Annotated in this window: 22 protein-coding genes; 8 read left to right on the forward strand and 14 right to left on the reverse strand. The window is 45.1% G+C overall.

Features of this window, described 5'->3' with window-relative positions; translation table 11 throughout:
* Positions 1–24: 24 nt before the first annotated feature.
* The gene (purM, locus tag H6995_06810) at positions 25–1,086 is read right to left on the reverse strand and encodes a phosphoribosylformylglycinamidine cyclo-ligase (protein ID MCP5214698.1); all 1,062 of its coding nucleotides are present in this window, start codon (positions 1,084–1,086) and stop codon (positions 25–27) included.
* A 388-nt stretch (positions 1,087–1,474) separates the two neighbouring features.
* On the opposite strand from purM, the gene H6995_06815 reads away from it, so the two are divergent.
* The 5 genes from H6995_06815 to H6995_06835 all read left to right on the forward strand — a co-directional run bounded on the left by H6995_06815 (position 1,475) and on the right by H6995_06835 (position 5,595).
* Complete coding sequence (locus H6995_06815) at positions 1,475–2,524, forward strand: DUF2066 domain-containing protein (GenBank protein ID MCP5214699.1); 1,050 nt, start codon at positions 1,475–1,477, stop codon at positions 2,522–2,524.
* 74 nt (positions 2,525–2,598) lie between these two features.
* A complete protein-coding gene (locus H6995_06820; GenBank protein MCP5214700.1) occupies positions 2,599–3,153 on the forward strand; it encodes a CDP-alcohol phosphatidyltransferase family protein in 555 nt (184 codons plus the stop codon).
* 1 nt (position 3,154) lies between these two features.
* Positions 3,155–3,877, forward strand: a complete 723-nt coding sequence (gene hda, locus H6995_06825; GenBank protein MCP5214701.1) for a DnaA regulatory inactivator Hda — start codon at positions 3,155–3,157, stop codon at positions 3,875–3,877.
* 148 nt (positions 3,878–4,025) lie between these two features.
* Positions 4,026–4,370 (forward strand): PilZ domain-containing protein, encoded by a 345-nt coding sequence (locus H6995_06830; GenBank protein ID MCP5214702.1) that lies wholly within the window; start codon positions 4,026–4,028, stop codon positions 4,368–4,370.
* A 181-nt stretch (positions 4,371–4,551) separates the two neighbouring features.
* Positions 4,552–5,595, forward strand: a complete 1,044-nt coding sequence (locus H6995_06835; GenBank protein ID MCP5214703.1) for a DUF481 domain-containing protein — start codon at positions 4,552–4,554, stop codon at positions 5,593–5,595.
* A 70-nt stretch (positions 5,596–5,665) separates the two neighbouring features.
* Here H6995_06835 and ttcA read toward each other — a convergent pair whose 3' ends face one another.
* From ttcA to ccoN, 11 genes are all read right to left on the reverse strand, one after another.
* On the reverse strand, positions 5,666–6,508 hold the full coding sequence (gene ttcA, locus H6995_06840) for a tRNA 2-thiocytidine(32) synthetase TtcA (protein MCP5214704.1): 843 nt from the start codon (positions 6,506–6,508) through the stop codon (positions 5,666–5,668).
* A 120-nt stretch (positions 6,509–6,628) separates the two neighbouring features.
* A complete protein-coding gene (gene fnr, locus H6995_06845) occupies positions 6,629–7,372 on the reverse strand; it encodes a fumarate/nitrate reduction transcriptional regulator Fnr (protein ID MCP5214705.1) in 744 nt (247 codons plus the stop codon).
* A gap of 166 nt (positions 7,373–7,538) precedes the next feature.
* Entirely contained in the window at positions 7,539–8,381 is an 843-nt protein-coding gene (locus H6995_06850) for a sulfite exporter TauE/SafE family protein (protein MCP5214706.1), read from the reverse strand.
* Entirely contained in the window at positions 8,381–8,578 is a 198-nt protein-coding gene (ccoS, locus tag H6995_06855; GenBank protein MCP5214707.1) for a cbb3-type cytochrome oxidase assembly protein CcoS, read from the reverse strand. The genes H6995_06850 and ccoS overlap by 1 nt, the downstream gene beginning before the upstream one ends.
* On the reverse strand, positions 8,578–11,019 hold the full coding sequence (locus tag H6995_06860) for a heavy metal translocating P-type ATPase (protein MCP5214708.1): 2,442 nt from the start codon (positions 11,017–11,019) through the stop codon (positions 8,578–8,580). Before H6995_06860 ends, ccoS begins: the two co-directional genes overlap by 1 nt.
* A gap of 11 nt (positions 11,020–11,030) precedes the next feature.
* On the reverse strand, positions 11,031–11,549 hold the full coding sequence (locus tag H6995_06865; GenBank protein ID MCP5214709.1) for a FixH family protein: 519 nt from the start codon (positions 11,547–11,549) through the stop codon (positions 11,031–11,033).
* 15 nt (positions 11,550–11,564) lie between these two features.
* The gene (gene ccoG / locus H6995_06870; GenBank protein ID MCP5214710.1) at positions 11,565–12,995 is read right to left on the reverse strand and encodes a cytochrome c oxidase accessory protein CcoG; all 1,431 of its coding nucleotides are present in this window, start codon (positions 12,993–12,995) and stop codon (positions 11,565–11,567) included.
* A gap of 182 nt (positions 12,996–13,177) precedes the next feature.
* Positions 13,178–14,068 carry a cytochrome-c oxidase, cbb3-type subunit III gene (gene ccoP / locus H6995_06875; protein ID MCP5214711.1) on the reverse strand — a complete coding sequence of 297 codons (891 nt, stop codon included), beginning with the start codon at positions 14,066–14,068 and terminating at the stop codon, positions 13,178–13,180.
* Positions 14,061–14,243: a cbb3-type cytochrome c oxidase subunit 3 gene (locus H6995_06880; protein ID MCP5214712.1), complete on the reverse strand. Its 183-nt coding sequence runs from the start codon at positions 14,241–14,243 to the stop codon at positions 14,061–14,063. Before H6995_06880 ends, ccoP begins: the two co-directional genes overlap by 8 nt.
* Position 14,244: 1 nt before the next feature.
* A complete protein-coding gene (gene ccoO / locus H6995_06885) occupies positions 14,245–14,853 on the reverse strand; it encodes a cytochrome-c oxidase, cbb3-type subunit II (GenBank protein ID MCP5214713.1) in 609 nt (202 codons plus the stop codon).
* A gap of 11 nt (positions 14,854–14,864) precedes the next feature.
* Positions 14,865–16,301, reverse strand: coding sequence for a cytochrome-c oxidase, cbb3-type subunit I (gene ccoN / locus H6995_06890; protein MCP5214714.1), 1,437 nt, complete (start codon positions 16,299–16,301; stop codon positions 14,865–14,867).
* Between the two features lie 253 nt (positions 16,302–16,554).
* Here ccoN and tusA point away from each other — a divergent pair, with 253 nt between their 5' ends.
* Entirely contained in the window at positions 16,555–16,800 is a 246-nt protein-coding gene (gene tusA / locus H6995_06895; protein MCP5214715.1) for a sulfurtransferase TusA, read from the forward strand.
* Positions 16,801–16,806: 6 nt separating this feature from the next.
* Here tusA and H6995_06900 read toward each other — a convergent pair whose 3' ends face one another.
* Positions 16,807–17,502 (reverse strand): hypothetical protein, encoded by a 696-nt coding sequence (locus tag H6995_06900; GenBank protein ID MCP5214716.1) that lies wholly within the window; start codon positions 17,500–17,502, stop codon positions 16,807–16,809.
* A 164-nt stretch (positions 17,503–17,666) separates the two neighbouring features.
* Here H6995_06900 and H6995_06905 point away from each other — a divergent pair, with 164 nt between their 5' ends.
* Complete coding sequence (locus H6995_06905) at positions 17,667–18,206, forward strand: elongation factor P hydroxylase (GenBank protein MCP5214717.1); 540 nt, start codon at positions 17,667–17,669, stop codon at positions 18,204–18,206.
* A 2-nt stretch (positions 18,207–18,208) separates the two neighbouring features.
* Here the strand turns inward: H6995_06905 and H6995_06910 are convergent, their stop codons facing one another.
* Positions 18,209–19,708 carry a MinD/ParA family protein gene (locus tag H6995_06910; protein MCP5214718.1) on the reverse strand — a complete coding sequence of 500 codons (1,500 nt, stop codon included), beginning with the start codon at positions 19,706–19,708 and terminating at the stop codon, positions 18,209–18,211.
* Between the two features lie 326 nt (positions 19,709–20,034).
* On the opposite strand from H6995_06910, the gene H6995_06915 reads away from it, so the two are divergent.
* A complete protein-coding gene (locus tag H6995_06915) occupies positions 20,035–22,176 on the forward strand; it encodes an HDOD domain-containing protein (protein ID MCP5214719.1) in 2,142 nt (713 codons plus the stop codon).
* Positions 22,177–22,201: the final 25 nt, after the last annotated feature.

Raw genomic sequence — 22,201 nt, forward strand, 5'->3', positions numbered from 1 at the left:
AAAAGATCGTTGTTAGAGATACCCTTAAGATTTTAATAGCATGACCCTTGCTTGATCGGCATCCATTGACTCGACAGAACCGATTAACCAGGCTTGCTCACCAGCCTGTCTGAGGAAAGCTAAAGCCGTTTGGGTCTGCTCAGCGGAGACACAAAGAATCATGCCGACGCCACAATTAAAGGTTCGAAAAAGTTCTGCCTCGGTGATATTTCCTTGTTGCTGTAGCCACTGAAAAATAGGGGGTATCTGCCAGCTACTAAGATCAATTTTGGCATAAACACCTTCAGGCAGGACACGGGGTATATTTTCGATAAAGCCGCCGCCTGTAATATGGCTCATTGCTAAAATGTCGACTTGTTCCATCAGGCCGAGCAAAGGTTGAACGTAAATACGGGTAGGGGCGAGCAGCGTTTTCCCTAAAGTCTCCCCATGAAAATCAGCGTGCAGGTCGGCACCGCTGACTTCGATTATCTTACGTATGAGGGAGTAGCCATTTGAGTGAGGCCCGGAGGAAGCGAGAGCGATCAGTTGGTTACCAGGCTTAACTTTGCTGCCGTCAATGATGCTTGATTTTTCGACAACACCGACGCAAAAGCCTGCTAAGTCATAATCTTCGCCGTTATACATACCGGGCATCTCTGCGGTTTCACCGCCGACTAATGCACAGTTGGCTAAGCGGCAACCTGCACCGATACCCTGAATAACATCGGCAGCCACGTCAACATTAAGTTTTCCTGTTGCGTAATAGTCTAGGAAAAATAGCGGTTCTGCGCCTCCGACAATCAAATCATTGACACACATGGCGACCAAATCTATACCAATACTGCTATGCAAGTTTAAATCCATTGCCAGCCTTAATTTGGTGCCTACGCCATCAGTACCAGAAACCAGGACTGGTTCCTTGTACTTTTTGGGAATCTCACAGAGGGCACCAAACCCGCCGAGACCGCTCAGGACCTCTGGGCGACGAGTGGCTTTGGCGATACCTTTAACGCGCTCTACCAGGAGGTTTCCTGCGTCGATATCGACGCCTGCGTCCTTATAACTAAGAGCTGTTGGCTTGGCTGAGTTGGATGACACGGAAATGTCCTATAAGTCAGTAATAAAATTACGCTATGCCTAGGCAATTGCTGAACAACGCATGGCTTATTCAGAGATTGTCTAGCGGTCTTTAACGTTGAGGGCGCTATTCTACAGCAGGGGGTTGTACCTGTTAACTAATAATTTTGAACAAGAGAAATAAGTTGTGGGGCAGGATGACATTGATGAAAACAGGCATAATATCTGGCCATTTTTGGCATTCATTCATACAATAAGCTACCTGCAAAAGGCTCTCTATCTGTTGGAAATAATTTTTGTGTCAGACGCAATTTTAGTTAGTTCAAAGCACATCAGACGTTTTTGTCTAAAGACTTTTCGCAAAAATCCATCGGCGTTGGCTATTCAAGGGTTACCAATTTTTAGAAGTCTTGTGATGATATTGTGCTCTCTTGTAAACCTTGATCTGCCTGCGGTGGAAGTCAAAGGCCTCTATCAAGTTGAAGCGCTGGTGCAAGAAGCAGGCCTCAGCGATAAAGTAAAGCTAATGCGGCTGGGGATGCAGGAAGTTCTGGTGCGAGTGTCGGGAACACCGCAGGTGCTTAAACACGAAAATATACAAGCAGCATTAAAGAAATCTGATAAGTACCTGCAGCAATTTAGTTATCAAACACGAGAAATCAAAAGGGTCAATGGCGACACTGTTGATCAACTAGTGTTACAGATGTATTTTGATCCGACCTTGATTAATGATTTGCTCAGGCAAGCACGCTTACCGATCTGGGGGCATAATCGGCCAAACTTACTGCTTTGGATCACAATAGATGATGGGCAGGGTCGACATATTATCAGCGCAACAGAAGAGTCGCTGCTGCGTCAAAGCATTATTGATCATGCCAAGCTTCGAGGCCTTCCGGTACTGTTCCCATTGATGGATTTGGATGATGAGGTGGCACTGCCAATTGTAGAAGCCTGGGCGATGTTTAAGGAACCACTGCAAAACGCGTCAAAAAGGTATCAACCAGAAGCGATACTTGCCGGACGCCTTTATCAAGATGCAAATGAGCAATGGACCGGGCGTTGGCAATTTATTTTTAATGGGCAGGTACAGAGCTTTAATACCAACGCACCTGATTTGACGTCCTACGCCGAATCGGCAATTGACTATGCGGCTGATCAGCTGGGCAGTTATTATGCAGTAAATACGGATACAGTCGATGCGGGACGAGTTCTGTTTCAAGTTGATGGCATTCATTCCCTTGAAGCCTATGCAGAAGTAACAGCCTACCTAGAGCTTTTAACCTCAGTCAGCAGCGTACAGACAGTTGCGGTCGAGCAGGATAGGCTAACCCTAGCGTTAATGGTTGAAGGCGAAGTGGAAAAACTGGTGGAAGCTATCGCGCTGGATCACAGGTTAATTCCCCGCCAAAAAACCGATCAAACTGCAGCTGCTAGCAAGCTATACTATCGGTGGTATCAGCGCTAGCACGCTGGGCACGGCGTGCTGAAGTGAAGCTATCTTCCTTTGACGGGAGCGAAAATAAAGCACATGGAGATCACTTGGAATTAGCCATTATCCCTAATCTAATTACACTCATGCGGTTATTGTTGGTGGTACCTGTGGCAGTTACTATTCTAAAGCATGAGTTTGGCTGGACCCTGGCTATTTTTGCTATCGCCAGTATATCCGATGGTGTGGATGGGTTCTTAGCTCGACGTTACAATTGGATTAGTCGTTTCGGCGCTATTCTTGACCCAGTGGCGGACAAGCTCCTATTGATGGTCACTTTTATACTGCTGGCGTACACGGGACATCTGCCAATCTGGTTGGCCAGCATTGTTATTGGTAGAGATTTGGTCATTGTCGCTGGCGCAACCACTTACCATATTTTATTTGGAGAATATGAATTCGCGCCGTCCTTGCTTGGCAAACTGAGCACTTCTTTGCAGTTCGTGTTAGTGCTTCTTAGGCTATTGGACTTGGCTTTGGTTAATATTCCAGATCAATTGATAACCGGTGGTATTTGGTTAGTATTTGTTGTTAGCTCAGTCAGTGGCGTGGATTATGTCATTAGATGGGGGCGTAAGGCGATTGCCGCGTATCATCAAGATTAATATGGGAAAGGATACCGTGGGTTATCGCACTTCACATCCGCAGCTGCCACTGAATATTAAAATTCGAAAAGATGACACTTTCGCGAATTTTGTGGAGGATGGTAATCAGCATGTGGTGAGCGGTTTAAAAAATCAGCTTACCAATAGTGGTGAACCATATATTTACCTTTGGGGGACATCCGGTGTCGGTTTGAGCCATCTGTTACAAGCCGCCTGTCAGCACGCGTCAGAGAAAGGCGCAACCTCTATTTATCTGCCGATGACGGAGGTTGTCAATTTTAATCCCGATTTATTGAAAGGTATTGAGACTCTAGACTTGGTTTGTATTGATGACATACAACTTATCCATAACCTCAAGTCTTGGCAAGAGGCGATATTTTTTCTCTTTAACCAACTTCAGCAAAATAATGGAGTCCTCCTAATTGCCGCCAATTCTACACCACAACAAATAGGCATTGAGCTGCCAGACTTAGTTTCAAGGCTTGCATCAGGCATGATATATCAAGTTCAGGCGCTCAGTGATAATGGAAAAAAAATTCTATTACAGCAACGCGCTAAGGAAATGGGCCTTGAACTTTCTGAAGAATCGGCGCTGTATATTCTAAATCGCGCAGAACGTAGTGTGATAAGGCTGATAGAGATACTCTCTAGGCTAGATAAAGCATCGCTTTCCAGTCACCGAAGACTAACGATTCCCTTTATTAAAGAGATAATGGGTTGGTAATGGCCGTGTTAGTAATTACGGTTGATATATCCTCAACACAAGTTCAATATTAACCCGTGGATAGGGGGCTTAACGTGGGGAGCTTGTGGGAGTTTATTTAACCCAATATCCAGCCAACTAACGATTAATTTTGTGGGGAGATGATGCCATGAGTGCTGACGAACGCAGGGGAGAATTACGAGGTGTTCGAGAAGAACGGCTATTCGTGAAAGTGCTGGATTGTGAGGTTAACCCAGAAGTCACGGACACAACGCTATCCAGCTCCACTTTAGATGTTTCAGCTAGCGGGATGCGCCTAGTTTTGTCAGGAGAGGTGCCAGCGGGGACTTTGCTAGAATTATGGGTTGAAATCCGAGGCTGCCCAGGAAAATTTTTGCTTACCGGCAAGGTGAAATGGTGTCGTGCGAATGGTGAAGATTTTATCTGTGGTGTCGAACTGATTGATAACGGCGAAGAATCTGATTGGGGGGACTGGCAGGATTTATTTATTTAATACGCCCGTGAGCCCCGCCAACCATTATTCAAAAATACGACGTTTAAAGCTTTTTACGGTAGGCAGTCGCGACTACCTTCTTGATTATAATTAAGTAATTCTGTAGATTTGCCCCTCATTTTCAGTTCGTTAGCATGGCTAGGCCTGCTGCCTGGATACGTATTGTCATGGGGAGTTTTTTATGTTCAAACCACGAAGCCTACCGCTCTTTTGCGCGCTAATTTCTTCACAATTTGTTTTATCACAACTTAGCTGGGCGGACATCGTCAAGTTTCAAAACGGTGATCAATTACAGGGAAGGATAGTTTCCATGCAAAATGGCGTAATGAAATTAGACTCTAGTGTGCTGGGAGAAGTCAGCATTGCACTGGATCAGGTGGATAGCTTTGCCGTCGATGATAGTGCCGAGCTACATTTTAAAGATGGCACGGTGCTTAAGCAAAAAGTCCAACTGGCTGAGGGGCGCGCAATCCAGTTAGAGCCAAGCGCGGTGGTTAATGCCGCAACGGTGCCGCTGTCGCAACTGACGACAATAAACCCACCACCGGAAGCGCCGGTAGAATGGAAAGGGAGAGTTTCTGGTGGGATTGTTATTGACCGTGGCAATAGTGAATCACAGGATATGCAAATGCTGGTGAATACTAGCCGCGAGACGAAGACCGATCGTATTATTCTTGATTTGGGTTTTATCGAAAAACGTGAAACCAATCCTGACACCGGCGAGGAAAATACCAGCAAACGCCGTTATGACCTGAGCGCGCATTATGATTATTTCCTATCACCAAAATATTACGTCTATGGCGATACCAATGCTGAGAAGGAATCTACCGCAAACCTTGACCTCAGGCTGACCATTGGTGCGGGTGGCGGTTATCGCTGGATCAATACGGATGTGACCCAGTTCGATATTGAAACCGGCTTGAGTTGGGTTAATGAAAGTTTTTCTGACCAGTCTGAAGACAACGACTACATAGCGGCCCGTTTTGGCTGGCGTTATAGCCATGCCTTTTCACCGGCAACCACCTTCATTCATCAGGGGAAATGGATTCCAAGTTTAGAGAACGCCGAAGATCAGCTAGTAAAGACGACGACAGGTATCCGTACCCAATTAAATGGTCATCTTTTTGTGGAAGCGAAAGTGATTTTTGATTGGGATCAAACTCCGGCGGATAATGCGGAGAAGGAAGACTCATCCTATATTTTTGGTATCGGCTGGGATTTTTAATGCCAAGTAAAGGTTAATTGCCGAGGTTGGCTATTTTGAAATTTCAGAATCCATTTTAAGTAACTAAGAATTATAGATTTACCAGCCGTACCTGGTTGCTACGATGATCTCCCGTAGTTCGACGTGTCAGGTTGGCAAAATCAAACAGACGGGTATCGGCTAAATGGGAAGCAGCCACATTGGTGATGCTTTTAAAAATGATATCAAGCCTGCCTGGATTTTGTTTTTCCCAGCTTTGTAGCATTTCTTTAATGACCTGACGTTGCAGGTTATCCTGCGAACCACATAGGTTGCAGGGAATGATGGGAAAGTCTTTAGTTTTGGCGTACTTGATAATATCGCTTTCCTTACAATAAGCGAGGGGACGAATCAGTATATTGGCGCCATCGTCGCTTAACAGCTTCGGTGGCATTGCTTTGAGTTTGCCGCCGTAAAACATATTTAAAAAAAGCGTTTCCATAATATCATCACGATGGTGCCCCAAAGCGACTTTGTTCGCGCCTATTTCACTGGCAAAACCATAGAGACTACCTCTGCGTAAGCGTGAGCAAAGCGAGCAGGTGGTTTTGCCTTCGGGGGTTTTCTCTTGGACGATGCTGTAGGTATCTTTTTCAAGAATATGGTATTCAATACCAAGTTGCTGAAGATATCTTGGTAGCACATCCTCTGGAAAGCCAGGTTGCTTTTGATCTAGATTAACCGCAACAAGAGTGAATTGAATTGGGGCATGGATTTGTAGATTAAGTAAAATATCCAGCATGGTGTAAGAATCTTTGCCGCCGGACAAACAGACCATCACCTTGTCACCAGCCTCAATCATATTAAAATCTACGATCGCATTTCCGACATTTCGGCGTAATCTTTTCTGTAGTTTGTTGAATTCTAATTTTTCTTTTCTGGCAAGATTCTGCATGGTGAGCCCTATCGATTTCGTTGCTGGCTTAATCAACTAAGCTTAGACCCGCGCTTTGTACAGGATTAGCAGACTATTGTAAATATTAATCAAAGGGCTAATGGGGAGGGCGGAAGCTTTTTAGTTCGCAGTCCCGTCCGCGGCGCTGATGACGCAGGCACCTGCGGCTTCTTCGAGGGCGTCTGGATGGGTTATTTCAACGGCACGACCATTAACGGAAATAATGTTTGCTTTTTGCAGTCGTGAAAACACTCTGCTGATCGTTTCAACCGCAAGACCTAAGTAATTAGCAATTTCATTACGAGACATAGTCAGATAGATAAAGTCAGCGGCATAACCGCGACGTTGGATGCGCGCAGATAGATCCATCAAAAAGTTGGCAACGCGCTCTTCGGCATTCTTTTGACTGAGCAACAGCATCATCTGTAAATCGCTACGGATTTCTTTACTTAAAGATTTAATAAACTGTCTCTTTAGGTCCGGCATTTGGTCGGTAAGCTGTTCGAAGCGAGAATAGGGTATTTCACAAATCGTAGTCGTTTCGATAGCGACCGCACTCACAGGATACTTTTGTGTAGCGATGCCGCTAAGACCGATCAATTCACCGGGCAAATAGAACCCGGTTATTTGGTCTTCCCCTTGAGCCGTCAAGGAATAGGTTTTAATGCAACCACTACGAATGGCATAAAGCGCTTTAAAATTTTCTTCTTGGCGAAAAAGAAAATCGGCTTTTTTAAGTGGTCGACCTCGATTGATAATGGAGTCCAAGCGGTCAATATCACTAAAATCTAATGATAACGGGAGACAGAGAGATCGCAAGCTACAACTTTGACAGGTAGTTTCACGAAATGAGTGAAGTTTTATGCCTTGAGACTCTGATTTATTCAATGCGACGCCTACCTCTGTATAAACTCGTTGCGCTGTCTGCAGCAGTTTATTCCCGCTATACCAATAAAACAAGCGGTGGCTAGCATGAAATATCGGATATCACCCATGGTTATTGTTACGGCAGCCAATAATTAATCATCATTTATTTGTGCATTTTTCCCTTATCGAGAACACGAACAAAGGCCAAGTGTTGCCACAAACCTGATGGTTGGGTGTCCTGGTATCTCGAATAGACGCTAAGTATTGTATCCCAATCCGGCGCAGGTTTTAAAGAGTGATGCATGTGGGGAGTTATCGGTTGCTCCCCGCTGTCTCGCCAGTGAATGGGTATCGTCCAAATACCAAAAATAATTATCAAGACAGCAGCACTGCGTCTAAATCCATGTGACTGCATAAGCCATTTCACTTTTTCCAATAACAACCCAGTTGTCATTAAGGTTGGTAGTGTTCCTAAACCAAAGAAAAACATGATCAAGGCGGACTGTCGCCACTCTTCGGCGGTAGCAGCCCAGATCAGTGTGCTGTAGACCAAACCACAGGGCACCCAGCCCCAGAGCATGCCAATAGGTATGGCTTGTAGCGGGGTGTTTACGGGCATTAGCTGTTTCATTATTGGCTGTAAAAGTGACCAAAGTTTACCGCCGATATGCTCAAGGCGTCTCAGGAGACCGCTCCAGCCTGCCAAATAGAGCCCAAGTAGAATGAGCATTAGGCTGGCCAGATAACGCAATATCAAACTCGCCTGATGAAACTGATCTGTCACTAACCAAGCTAAAATGCCGACGAATGCACCCGCCAAGGTATAGCTCAATATTCGCCCCAGATTAAAAGCCAGCAGTATCGGAACTATCTTAGTTATTGGTCTTTTATTGATAGGAACAGAGAAAGCCAGCGCGCCCATAATGCCGCCGCACATCCCGATGCAATGTGCGCCACCGAGTAGGCCAATTAGAAATGCAGCAGAGTAGCTGATGGGCTCATGCATCATGGCTCATCCTGCTGCTCAGCTTTAGTGCGCGGCGGAGTTGGTGGGGATTTAGGCTCGGGGTCGTCAAATAAAATGCTGTGGGCAGGGCCGTCTAAATCTTCAAATTGATCGTTTTTTACAGCCCAAAAAAATAAGCTTAATCCGATTATTAGCAGTACAAGGGCAATCGGAATAAGTAAATAAATAACATCCATTAGTTGTGAGAAGTTTCCAGGTTAGTATCAGTTGCAGTATTTAAACGCAAGGCATTCAAAACCACAAGCAGCGAACTGGTAGACATTCCGATAGCCGCTAAGTAGGGTGGCACAAAACCAAAGGCCGCTAGAGGTAGAGCCATGAGGTTATAGAATAAGGCCCAGCTGATATTTTGCTTGATCACAAGACGACATTTGCGGGCGCACTGTATAGCGTCGATTAGATGCCCTAACTGGCCCGACATAAGCACGGCATCGGCTGTGGTTTTAGTCAGATCGGATGCGTTGGTCATAGCAATGGATACATCGGCGCTCGCTAGTACTGGTATATCGTTAATACCATCGCCGACCATGATGACTTTTGCTCCGGCGGCCTGTAGTTGTTTGATGTGCTCTAGCTTGTCGCCAGGGGATGCGCCGGCAATAACTTTATCGATATTGAGTTGTTGAGCTAGGTAGTGCACATTTGGTGCATAATCTCCGCTCAACAACTCAATATTTAAATCCAAGTGGTTTAATTCTCTAATGACTGATATCACGTCTGGACGAAGCTGGTCGCTCAGTTGAAACCAGGCCAGCAATTCTCGGCTGTTGCCTAACAAAACCCATTGTCCTATCGATAGAGTCTCAGGCGGCAATACTGCTTTAAGCTGCTGACCTGAGTGATCCATAACATAGGCTGGATTGCCTATTCGGTAAACCTCATCTCCAATCTTACCTTCAATCCCGGCACCAGTTGCACATTGAACGGCAGTTGCGCTGAGGAAGCTGGTCTCAAAGGCTTGTGCAATCGGGTGTTCAGAATGAGTCTCTAAAGCAGCTGCAATACTATGGCATTGATGTTTGGATATGGTACTAATAGGTATCACTTGTTGTAACACAAAACGACCTTGAGTGAGCGTGCCAGTTTTGTCAAAAACAATATGGGTAGCCTGGGCTAAGCCTTCCAGTGTGTGGCTGTGGGTGATCATAAAACCACGCTTAAGCAGAAAACTGGTGGCAGCTGTCAGGGCTGTAGGTGTTGCTAGCGAAAGCGCACATGGGCAGGTGATGACTAGCACTGATAGCGTAACCCAAAAGGCTTGACGAGGATCGACAAAGTACCAACTGACAGCCACTATAACTGAGAGCAGCAATACCAGCCCGACAAAATATTGTGCCACTTTATCGACAAGCAGAGTGATAGGAGGCTTGCCAGCTCTGGCCTGATCGAGCATGCGCAAGATGGCAGATAACTGAGTCTGTTGACCAACCTCAGTGATTTCAATTGTGATGGGATTTTCAATATTAATACTACCGGCAATGACCCGATCTCCGGGTTGTTTTCGAATTGGCAGAAATTCGCCAGTAATCTGCGCTTCGTTAATACTGGTTTGCCCTGTAATGATCATCCCATCTGCGGCGATTGTCTGGCCGACTTTTACTAATATATGATCTTTTGGCTTAATATCCCGCAGTGAAGCAACTTCATAGCCGGATGTTTTCACCAACAGAACGCTGGTCGGTAATAGTTGGTTTAGCGCATGGCTGACCTGATCCATTTTACGACGTGCTCGAAACTCTAAAAACCTGCCCAAAAGCAAGAAAAAGGTGAACATGCAGACGGAATCAAAGTAGACATCCTGACCTGCACTAATGGTCGACCAAATGCTAGCGCTATAGGCGGTAGCTATTGCGAGGCTGATTGGAACGTCCATCGTTAGATGTCGAGCTTTTAGGTTGCGCAGAGCAGAGGAGAAAAAAGGTTGTGCCGAATACAGCACAACTGGTGTTGTTATTAGCAAACTAACCCAGCGTAAAAAATTACGATGCTCAATCGCCATGCCATCAAATGCACCAGCATAGAGAGCAATAGCGTACATCATTACCTGCATCATCCCGATGCCAGCAACACCTAGCCTGCGGATAAAATGGCGGTTTTCGGACTGGATGATGGCATCTTGTTTTGCCGGTTGGTAGGGGTGGGCTTGATACCCAATCCGGTAAATAGTTTGCAATATATCACTCAAGTTTAGGCTGTCTGTATTCCAGACCACACGGGCGCGACCATTGCTCAGGTTTACTGAGCAACTTTGCAGGCCATTCAACTTATTGACATGGTGCTCAATTAACCAAGTACAGGCCGCACAGGTGATACCTTCGATAATTAATATTGCCTCAGCTTTATCCTGTTCTGAATAAGCGACGAAATCGGTTTGTATGTCCTTTCGATCGTAAAGCCGTAATTCCTCTGCCAGGGTTTCTTTCATCAGGGCGGCGGGCATGGCGGGAGTTGTTCGGTAGCGATAGTAGTCTGCCAAACCTGTTTCGATAATGGTTTTGGCCACGAATTGACAGCCAGGACAGCACATAGGTTGCGCCGAACCTTCAATCAATACCTCATAATTTACGCCTTTGGGTATCGGTAAACCGCAATGATAGCAGGCTCTTGATTGCTGCATGGGGTAGCTAGCTATTCACGTGTCAGGTGACTCGTACTGGAAATAACGATGGCTTCTTTATTCGGTAAATTAGTTTCACCTTTCAGACGCCAGAGACTATTTTCTGGGGCTAAATCAATGTAAAACCGTCCCGCTAACGGCTTGATAAACTCGGCCCGAAATAGATTTTGATTTACTTTGGTAAGGCGGAAGGAAATATCTTTTTTCTGTTGGAGTGGCGACATTAATTTGAGCACCAGGGACTTAGGAACAGGCATATTGCCCTGTAAAAAAAGAGTCAGCTGCTGATCCGTGTCCGAAAACAGTAGCGTTGCGTGAATACTCATATCTACCGCAACCTGCTCCTTCTTGAGTCGCTGGTTGATCTCCAGGCCGTCTTGATAATAATTATTGGTGACGAGCTCGGCATCGTTATTCACGGCGAGCCAGATAGTAATTATGCCCCCAATTACGGCGGTAAGCGGCGGGGTTATTAGAAACCAGGGCCAAAATTGCTTATACCAAGGTTTAATTAAACCGGCCTCATGCATACTGAATTTCCTTGATTAATGGATTCGAGGCCCTAAAAATCGGGTTTGTTCTGAAGCACTAACACTTTGGTCTGTGGCGACCACTCTGAATTCAATTTGCATATTGATATTCTGTAGTAATGCGGGGTCTATTTCTACGCGAAGAGGAACGGCTAATACTTCGCCTGCAGCCAATTCTATTGCGGTATCCCCCTTGAGCCTTAAGTCATCGATCCCTGCAACGCTGATACTATAGCGCATACTTTGTTGGCTCATATTGAGTACTTTTAATGTGTAGGTATTCTCTACTAAACCCTCAGATGTTTCGCGGTAAAGTTGATTGCGGTCTCTGATGATATCCAGTTGCAAAGGGGTACGGTTGCTAATGGCGTAGGAGAAGGCCAGGCTCATCAACAGCAATGCCAAACCATAACCAATCAACTTTGGGCGTATGATCCCGCCACTTACATGCTCGAGTTTATGCTCAGTGGTATAGCGTATTAAGCCGCGCGGATATTCCATTTTGTCCATCATGCTGTTGCAGGCGTCGATGCATAAAGCGCAGTTAATACACTCGTACTGCAAGCCATCACGTATATCAATGCCGGTTGGGCATACCTGTACGCAAAGCTGACAATCAATACAATCGCCCAACCCTTCTTCTTTATATGCGGCGCCTTTTTTACGAGAGCCTCTCTGTTCGCCGCGTTTGGGGTCATAAGAAACGATGAGGGTGTCCTGGTCGAACATCGCGGCTTGAAAACGCGCATAGGGACACATGTACATACAAACCTGTTCGCGCAGCCAACCAGCATTGCCGTACGTTGCTAGCGTAAAAAACAATAGCCAAAAGGCTTCCCAGGGGCCAAGCGTAAAAAATACGAGGCTGACAACAAGCTCTTTGATCGGAGTGAAGTAACCCACGAAAGTGAGGGCAGTGAAGACAGAAACACCAATCCAGATGGCATGTTTTAAAGTTTTCCTGATGACTTTATTGATGCTCCAGGGTTGACGGTCAAGTTTGACACGGGCATTCCGATCCCCTTCGGTGACCTGTTCGGCCCACATAAAGATGCTGGTCCAGACTGTCTGCGGACAGCTATAACCACACCATATTCTTCCGAGCCATGTCGTCACAAAAAATAAGCCGAAGGCGGCGATGATGAGAAGCCAGGCCAGCAGCATAAAGTCCTGCGGCCAAAATGTAATATCAAAAATATGGAACTGCCGGTTCGGGAGATCAAAAAGTACTGATTGTCGTCCGTCCCAATTCAGCCAGGGAAGAGAAAAGTATCCAATCAGTAAAGGCCATCCTGTAAACAGCCTCAGGCGCTGGTAAAAGCCTTCAATTTTGCGGGTATATATTTTTTCGCGTTTTTGATAAAGATTAAAAGACTCCGGTCGCGCTTCCTCTACCGAGTCGTCGGTGGGTTGGGCTAGATTTTTTACTGGAATTTCGTCACTCATTACGTAATCGAGACTCTTTTGCGTCAGAATATGGTGCCCTGAATTAATCGTGCCAAGCCAAAGCTGATATAATCCAACAATATACTTTAGATTTAAAGGTAAATTTAACAGTAAAATTTAGATATGTAAATCCTGACAGTTCAACTCAAACCTTCGCGCATACAAATTATAGTTGCGATGGTTTAATTCTTGGTAGAGAGACTATAGACATAAGCTGCAACCAAATGGACTTTATCTTCGCCAAGTACATTTTTGTGAGCAGGCATATCGCCATTTCGCCCGTTACGAATAGAGTGTTTGATTAGTTCAGGGGATCCACCATATAGCCAAGTAGAGTCAGACAGGTTTGGTGCGCCCAAGGCCATATTCCCTTCGCCTGCGGCACCATGACACATTGCGCAGGTGGCATCGTATTTGGTTTTGCCTTCGGCTAACAGGTTTTGGTTAACATTGCGCCCACTTAAGCTCATTACATATTCGGCGACCGAATTAACGCCATCCTCACCTAATACGGCACCCCACGCAGGCATGGCGCCCTTGCGACCATTTAGAATAGTTGCCTTGATGTTTGCCGGGTCACCGCCGTAGAGCCAATCGTTGTCGGTCAGGTTGGGAAAACCATAGCTACCGGTGGCGGCGGAGCCATGACACACCGCACAGTTGTTAGCAAATATGCGTTGTCCAGAGAGCAAGGCTTTTTTATTCGATTGCAGGTCTTCGATGCTGGTAGCGGCATAGGCAGTAAAGATGGGCCCGTATTTTTCATCGGCTTTTTGTGTTTCCTCTTCCCATGCGGCCTCCTGCGACCAGCCTAGAAAGCCTTTAAAAGTACCAAGCCCTGGATACAAGGCTAGATACACTAAGCTGAACACAATCGTGACAATGAACATTATGTACCACCAGCGAGGCAGAGGATTATCGTACTCTTCAATACCGTCGTAGACATGCCCGGTTGTCGGAGCTTCGCCATCAGTGCCGGCTTCACTTTTGCTGTTGGATTGTAACAACCACCAGTACGCAAAAATTGACCCGAGCGTGATGATAATAATCCAAATACTCCAGAAACTACTCATGATGTTTCTTCTCCTTACCGGTATCTTTTTGTGGTGGCTCTTCGTCACTGAAGGGTAGCTGGGCTGCCTCGTCAAAGCGGCTTTTGCGTTTTGAGCTAAAGGCCCAAATACAAACACCGATAAATGCTATCATGACGAGCAGTGTGGCAATACCGCGGATATCAACAATGCTCATATTAGCGTTTATCTCTTAGCACAGTGCCCAGTTGCTGAAGATAGGCGACGAGGGCATCAATTTCAGATTTTCCCTGTACCTGCGCAGATGCCGCCGCGATTTCATCATCGCTATAGGGAACACCCAATAGCTGTAATGTGGCCAATTTTTTAGCGGTGTACTTACCATCCAGTTTATTTTCAAATAGCCAAGGGAATTTAGGCATGTTGGATTCTGGCACTACATCGCGAGGGTTGTAGAGATGCGCCCGGTGCCATTCGTCGCTATAACGCTCACCCACACGCGCTAGATCAGGGCCGGTGCGTTTGGAACCCCACAGAAAGGGATGATTGTAAACGCTTTCACCAGCGACTGAATAATGTCCGTAACGCTCAGTTTCTGAGCGAAATGGACGTATCATTTGACTGTGACAGGTGTTGCAGCCTTCACGAATATAGATATCACGTCCCTCTAACTGTAACGCTGTTAATGGCTTTAATCCGGCTACGGGCTCAGTCGTTTGTTTAAGAAAAAACAAAGGGACAATTTCAGCTAATCCGCCGAAGGAGATAACAACGACTATCAAAGCAAACATGATACCCAGGTTTTTTTCTACGATGTCATGATTCATGGCGTTAGTCCTTAGGCTGGTTGTTCAACGGCGGTTAATTCAGCGGGGGCATCAGCTCTCATCGTTTTCCATGTGTTATAAGCCATGATTAACATGCCGATCAGGAAAAGAGCCCCACCAATTGCGCGAATTATGTATCCGGGATAACTAGCCTCTACCGATTCGACAAAGCTATAAGTTAAGGTCCCATCGTTATTGAACGCTCTCCACATCAAGCCTTGCATGAGGCCGTTAACCCACATTGAGGCGATATAAAGTACGGTACCTATAGTTGCCAGCCAGAAGTGAACGTTAATCAGGCGAATACTATGCATGTCACCATATTTACGTCCGTACATAATAGGAATTAAATGATACATTGCGCCAATAGACACCATGGCGACCCAACCCAACGCGCCGGAGTGCACGTGACCTATTGTCCAGTCTGTGTAATGAGAGAGGGCGTTTACAGTTTTAATCGCCATCATCGGACCTTCAAAGGTCGACATGCCATAGAAGGAAAGAGAGACCACCAGGAATTTTAAAATCGGATCGGTGCGTAACTTATGCCAGGCGCCGGATAAAGTCATGACGCCATTGATCATACCTCCCCAGGACGGCGCTAACAGAATAAGTGACATCACCATGCCCAGAGTTTGGGTCCAATTGGGTAGCGCGGTGTAGTGTAAATGGTGTGGTCCAGCCCAAATATAGATCGCAATTAGTGCCCAGAAATGGACGATTGACAGCCGGTAGGAATAGACAGGACGTTCCGCTTGTTTGGGAACAAAGTAATACATGATACCGAGAAATCCTGCTGTTAAGAAAAATCCTACCGCATTGTGCCCGTACCACCATTGCATCATCGCGTCGATAGCACCTGGGTAGATAGAGTAAGATTTAAATAGACTAATAGGTATCTCAAGATTGTTGAATATATGTAACACAGCGATTGTTATGATAAACGCGCCAAAAAACCAATTGGCGACGTAAATATGGGATGTCTTGCGTTTAACAATAGTGCCAAAAAATACTACTGCGTAACCAACCCAAACCAGGGTGATAAGGATGTCGATAGGCCATTCCAGCTCGGCATACTCTTTGGAAGATGTGAATCCTAAGGGCAGAGTGATGGCAGCAGAAACGATGACAAGCTGCCAGCCCCAAAAGGTAAACTTGGCTAACAGCGGGGCAAACAATGTTGTGTGGCAAGTTCGCTGTACTACATAGTATGAGGTGGAAAACAAAGCCGACCCGCCAAAAGCAAAGATGACAGCATTGGTATGTAAGGGACGCAGCCGACCAAAAGTTAGCCAAGGCAAATCCGTATACATTATGCTCGGCCAGGCTAGTTGAGAGGCGATAATCACACCCACTAACATGCCGACCACTCCCCAAACAACCGTCATAATAGCGAATTTTCGTACGACGTCGTAATTGTAAGTAGGATGATCTATAGCGTTACTCATGAAAGGCCCAATTATTTTTTGACGGAAAAGTGAATTGAAAATGATATAAGTTGATTACAATTGTAACAATTGATTTAAATCAAAACGGCGCTAGTTTAACCCAATTTTACAGACCATCAACAATTTTTTGCAGTGCGAAACTGAGTTAAAATCAATCTTTAGGCTTAATGGCGTGCGGAGTCAGAGTCTTGGCCTCGTTCGAGAAGGTGCTATACTTGCGGCCCATTAAATTGATACTTTGTTTTTGGTGACCATGAGTTTAAATATACAAGCCGATCATTATATGGATGCTTGTGGATTGTATTGCCCAGAGCCGGTGATGCTACTGCATAATAAAATGGCAGAAATTGCGATAGGGGATTTATTATCCTTAGTGGCCACAGACCCCTCTACCCAACGCGATGTACCAAAGTTTTGCCGCTTTTTAGGGCATGATTTAGTTGAAGCCATAGAGCAAGATAGTAAGTTTTATTATCTGATACGCAAAGGCGCTGATTAGCGGGTGCTAATGACCCATCAGTAGTGCAATCGCTTTTATCGCGTCAGGGTCTTCGTTTTTAATTCTGTTAGCAATACGATATTGAAAATAGTACTTAAATGAGGGTTCAGACTGAAGCGGATATAAACTCTCATCGCCCAATAGTATTGGCGTTGTTTTAACCTTCGAAGGATTGACCAGCATGGCCTGAATGTCACCTTCTGGGGTGAGACGCCAGCTAAATATTTCGGCCATTTCTAAACTTTTGCCGTCGGTAGCGGCAAGAATGGCATGAGTCCCTATGGCGTCGGGTATTTCCTGTACATAAGTTGGGTTGCTGGCCTCTGGCAGCGCTTGATAATATTGCTGAGCAGCCCTTAATTCGACAGCTTTGTGATCCGGTGCGACATAAAATACATCGCCAGTTGTTTGGTTGAAGTAACCCTCCCAATGGCCGTTGAGGGGGTCGCTAAGTTCCGGGCAGGTTACGACCTCATTGAGCCAGGGCACTAAGCCAACAACTTCACCATTCGATTGTAGTCCCCATCCCATAATTTTCAGACTAAATAATTTGCCGGGATTGGCGTCGTTAGCATAGAGCATCACAACACCATCTGTTTCCTGTGCAAGACGAATCAACTGTAAGTTATAATTTTTTATAACAGGTTTTTTACTTAAAATATCAATAACATTTGAGGTTTTTTTCGAAATATTATTAGGCATATCAACTAACCTGGTAGTTTTTGGTTTTGCAATAAGCTTAATGTTTCATATAAAGTCAGACCTGCTCGTGCGGAGATCGTTCTTTTTGGTCAGTATGGATTGTTATGGCCCCGACGTCAGTATTTGCAGAATTTTAAGTATGTTTAAAAAGTGATAACGTTTTAATGACTGGACAGTTACATCGGTATAGCGATCTTATTCGTCTCTTTAACAACCTCTTTCGCGACACCTACAATACCGTATTAGTAAAAGGCGGTGGCGAGCCGCTTTATCTTCCAGCGGGGTCGGATGCACCGTACCACCAAATAATTTTCGCACATGGTTATTTCTCAAGCGCATTACATGAAATTAGTCATTGGTGTATTGCAGGGGAGCAAAGACGAGCCCAGCTCGATTACGGTTATTGGTATTTGCCGGACGGTCGTTCCGAGTCCCAGCAAATGCAATTCGAACAGGTCGAAATCAAACCCCAGGCTTTAGAATGGATTTTTTCAGTTGCTGCTAAGCACCGATTTCACATGAGCATTGATAACCTGGGAGGGGAGGCTTTTAATCGACCGCTATTTGCTAACAATCTATCTAAGCAGGTTCTTAATTACTTAAAAGTAGGAATGCCCGGCCGTGCGCAGACATTTGCATTGGCGTTGACGGATTTTTATCAAGGCAAAATTATTCAGGAAGCCTTTGACCCAAAATCACTTTAGTCTCAGGAGTTATCAGGCTGTCTATCAACAGCTGCGGCATATAATGAGCTTTGATATAAAGAGTCAGCATCCCTTTGAATATTAAGGCTTTCTTGGTGTTTTTTTTGGCTGTTAATGGCGCGAACTGTTGAGCGGGAAACACTGATATCACGATTGTATATTTGGCGGAATTTGGTGTTCAGATGATCTGCCAGTTTAGTTAATTGTTGCTTTGTTTGTTCTGCGTCTGCTACCAGACTGTCGATTTGGGCTTCTATCTTTTTGAGGTTACTCGGTTGGGACGACGGGTTGCTTTGATTATTGGCACTGGAGTCACTGGTCAAAGTCTGTTGCTGCAAAAGCGCTAAACTCGTATCTGAAAGCTGTTCCTGCACATAAGCTTGCATTATCAGGTCTATTGCCTGTTCCGGTAAAGTGCCAAATTCACCAAGATAAAATTGAATTAAATCCGCCAATAGAGACTCCGCTTCTTGTTGCGTCATTGTTTCATCTATTATGCGTGTCTTTTGTCTTTCAGTGACATCGGTATTTTCTGCTGCTGTGGTTGGCGTTGCCGTATCTTTAGAATGATTCTCAGTAGAAACATCATCAAGCTGTGCTATGGAGCGCCAAAAATGGCTTATTTTATGTGTTGCCGCCTTATCCGGGCTGAAATGTTTCACTAAGATACTGGCTAATAACGTGATACAACGCCCAGCGGGAGAGTCAGGTGCGGATATGCTGAGGGGTATTTGTGACAAAATGGCCGTTTGCACTGCTTTGTCAGTAGGAATGTAGCCAAGGTAGCGAACCTTGGTCTGAATATATTTACTGACCGCATGTGCGAAGCGTCGGTAAATCTCCATACTATGCGCGTAGTTGTCGGTCATATTGACTAATACATAGATAGGCTGTTTATGCCCTTTGCGTTTTAGCACTTTCACTAAAGAGAAGGCATCCGTCAGAGAAGTCGGCTCTGGGGAGATGACAATGACTGCGTATTGAGCTGACTGAATAAACTGTATGACGGAATCACTAATGCCGGCTGCAGTATCAATTAACAGGTAGTCAAAGCTTCTTTCCAGACTTTCCAATGCCTTGACCAGTTTGGTCTGTTGTTTCTGGTCCAGTAATATAAAGTCCGCAATACCGGTTGCTGCCGGGATGATTTTAAGATTTTCCGGCCCTGTCATCATAATCTCATCGATGCTTAAGTCATCACGGAAAAAATGTTCGAGCGTGTGGGTCGGATTTAGATTCAATAAAATATTAATATTTGCAAGGCTGGTGTCTGCATCAAAAATGCAAACCCGCTTGCCGGTTTTAGCTAATTCAATACCAAGGTTTGTGGAGATATTGGTTTTCCCGACGCCACCTTTGCCACTGCTTATTGCAATGGTAATGGCTGGATGTGACGGAATATCTTTGTCTTCGTGTCCGTTATCCTCATTATCTGTTGTTCTAATGTTGTTCATTACCAACCTAATTAGTCCTTTTTCGACACATAAAAATGTATTTTGCAATCATAGCCGAGTTTCCAGGTAAGCGAAAATTTTCTCTTTTTTCAGAAGAGGAATTATGGCTTTTATTTTAACTTATGAGCTTCATTGCAATCTGCTGTCTATGTGTAATTTGCCGCTTTTTCGCTTTGACAAAGGCGTTGTTGTGGCTATAGTTAATCTACCACTTTTCCTTAAGGGTAATAAAAAGAATCGGTCTCGACTCCCTCGTCAAAATTAAGGAGTGGTTTTAATAAGGGAAACGGCAGGATGATGGGCTTTGTTATTGATATTTTTAACTGAGCGACGGTTGTATATTGTCACAAATAAATTCACCAAAAGACGGGTTAATGTCCAATTCGCTTGATACTCTATTTGCGGAAGTCGATGCCGATAAACTCCCTTCGTTGCCGCATGTTTTATTAGTGCTGCTCGATGCTTCACACACGGAAGTTATTGCCTTTGACCGGCTTTCCGATTTAATCAAAAAGGATGCTGCGCTGGCTGCCCGAGTCGTATCAGCTGCTAATGCCGCTTATTATGGTGGTCAGGGTAAGAACCTTACCTTTGAGCGTACTCTTGTGCTCTTGGGGCTGGACACGATTAAAACAATCGCAATCACAGCCTCTGTACAGCAGTTTTTTTCTCGCTTTGACTCCGCTAGCTCACGGCGTCTGAAGCACTTTTGGCATGACTCACTGAGTTGCGCGATTATCGCTAAATCCATTGCTAAGCTGACCGGTTATGCCTATGGTGATGAGGCATATCTCGCTGGTCTCATGCACAACATTGGTGAGCTTATTTTTGTTAATAACTTCCATGAAGAATACACATCCATTATAGAGGATGTAGAAAGCAAAGAAGCCCAAACTCTGCGAGAGCGTGAACGCTTCGGTGGAGACCGTTACCAGGCGGGTGCTTGGTTAATTGCCGGCTGGGGAATTGACTCCTTTATGGCTGACGCAATCATGTATCAGTCCGAAAGCGTTGATCAAATAATAGACGCACATCATTTGGTCAAAATTATTTATTTATCGAATCAACTCTGTGATTTTGTTGACCGTCCAGATGATCAAGCCCTGCTTACTGCCGAAAGACTTTTCGATCTCGACCAAGCTTTGGTGAAGGATGTGGTGAGTAAAGCGCATGAAGAAGTGCGAGAAGCTGCGAAGGCGATGGATATTGAAATCGACGAAGAGCCGCTCGATGCCGCAATTAATCAAGATCAACTATTCAGCGCCGATGAAATCAAACAGGTGGAGCTAGCGGATCGAGTCAGAAATGTCGCTTTAATGGATGGCATACGTCAGCAATTAACACGGGCGACAAGCGAAGCAGCGGTGCTACAGACCATTAAGCAGGGGCTGAATATTTTGTTTTCTGCCCGCACTAGCTTCTTTTTCCTATTAAATCAAAAACAGAATGCTCTCTCTGGTAAAGCTTCTGGAGAGCCAGATTTAAAAATTGAAGAGTTCAATATTCCTATAGGTTCAGATACTAGTTTGATCGCTCGTTGTTTTAATAATAGAGAGGTCATAAGCTCATTCCGACTGGATGAAAACGAGCCCGCCAGTGTCGTTGATCGACAAGTCATCAACTTGACGAGCAATGACGGCATACTATGTTTGCCACTGGTCATCGACAAGCATGAGCTTGGCGTTCTGGTTATTGGCTTTGATCAAATCGCGCAGGAGCGTCTTGACAGACAACAACGCTTATTTCGTATGTTTGCCAATGAAGCGGCTAACCATATGCTAATTCATCAGCAAAGTGCTGAAGCGGAAGAGCAAAGAAAGGAAGAAAATAGGGAGTATTATCACTCGCGCGCCAGAGAAATTGTGCATGAAGTCAATAACCCACTAAGCATCATCAATAATTATGTGCATATTCTTAGTACAAAGCTGGATGAATCGCATGTCGTGCAGGACGATATCAGCATTATTAAGGAAGAATTGGAGCGTGCCGGCAATATTTTGCTGAGACTGCCGGGCATAGCGGAAAAACAAACAACTTCCGCAGGTGATGAGTTAGTCAATGTCAATACAGTGATTTCTGATTTGTTACGTGTGTTTCGTTCTTCATTGTTCGTCACTCACCAGATAGAATCGGTGGTGGAGTTTGACGAAGAGATGGAGCCGATCGTTGTTGACAGAAATGCGCTTAAACAAATTGTTACCAATATCATTAAAAATGCGGCTGAAGCTATGCCAGAGTCGGGCCGTATTAGTGTGAGCACACAGAGGCTGGTAAACCACAACGGTAAAAATTATATCGAAATTGTAATTGCTGATAATGGTCCCGGTATTCCAGATGCAATCAAGACCAAATTGTTTTCACCCGTTGAAACAACTAAAGGGCAGGGGCACGCTGGTCTGGGGTTAACCATTGTCAAAAATTTGCTCGATGATATGGGTGGTGCGATTAGCTGCCGGAGCGGCACTAAAAGCGGAACGCGTTTTGAGATACTCATTCCTCGAGCTATAGATAATTAAAATGTGGGCAACAAGACTTGATTAA

It is taken from the genome of Pseudomonadales bacterium (genome assembly GCA_024234615.1).
Classification (GTDB): Bacteria; Pseudomonadota; Gammaproteobacteria; order Pseudomonadales; family IMCC2047; genus JAJFKB01.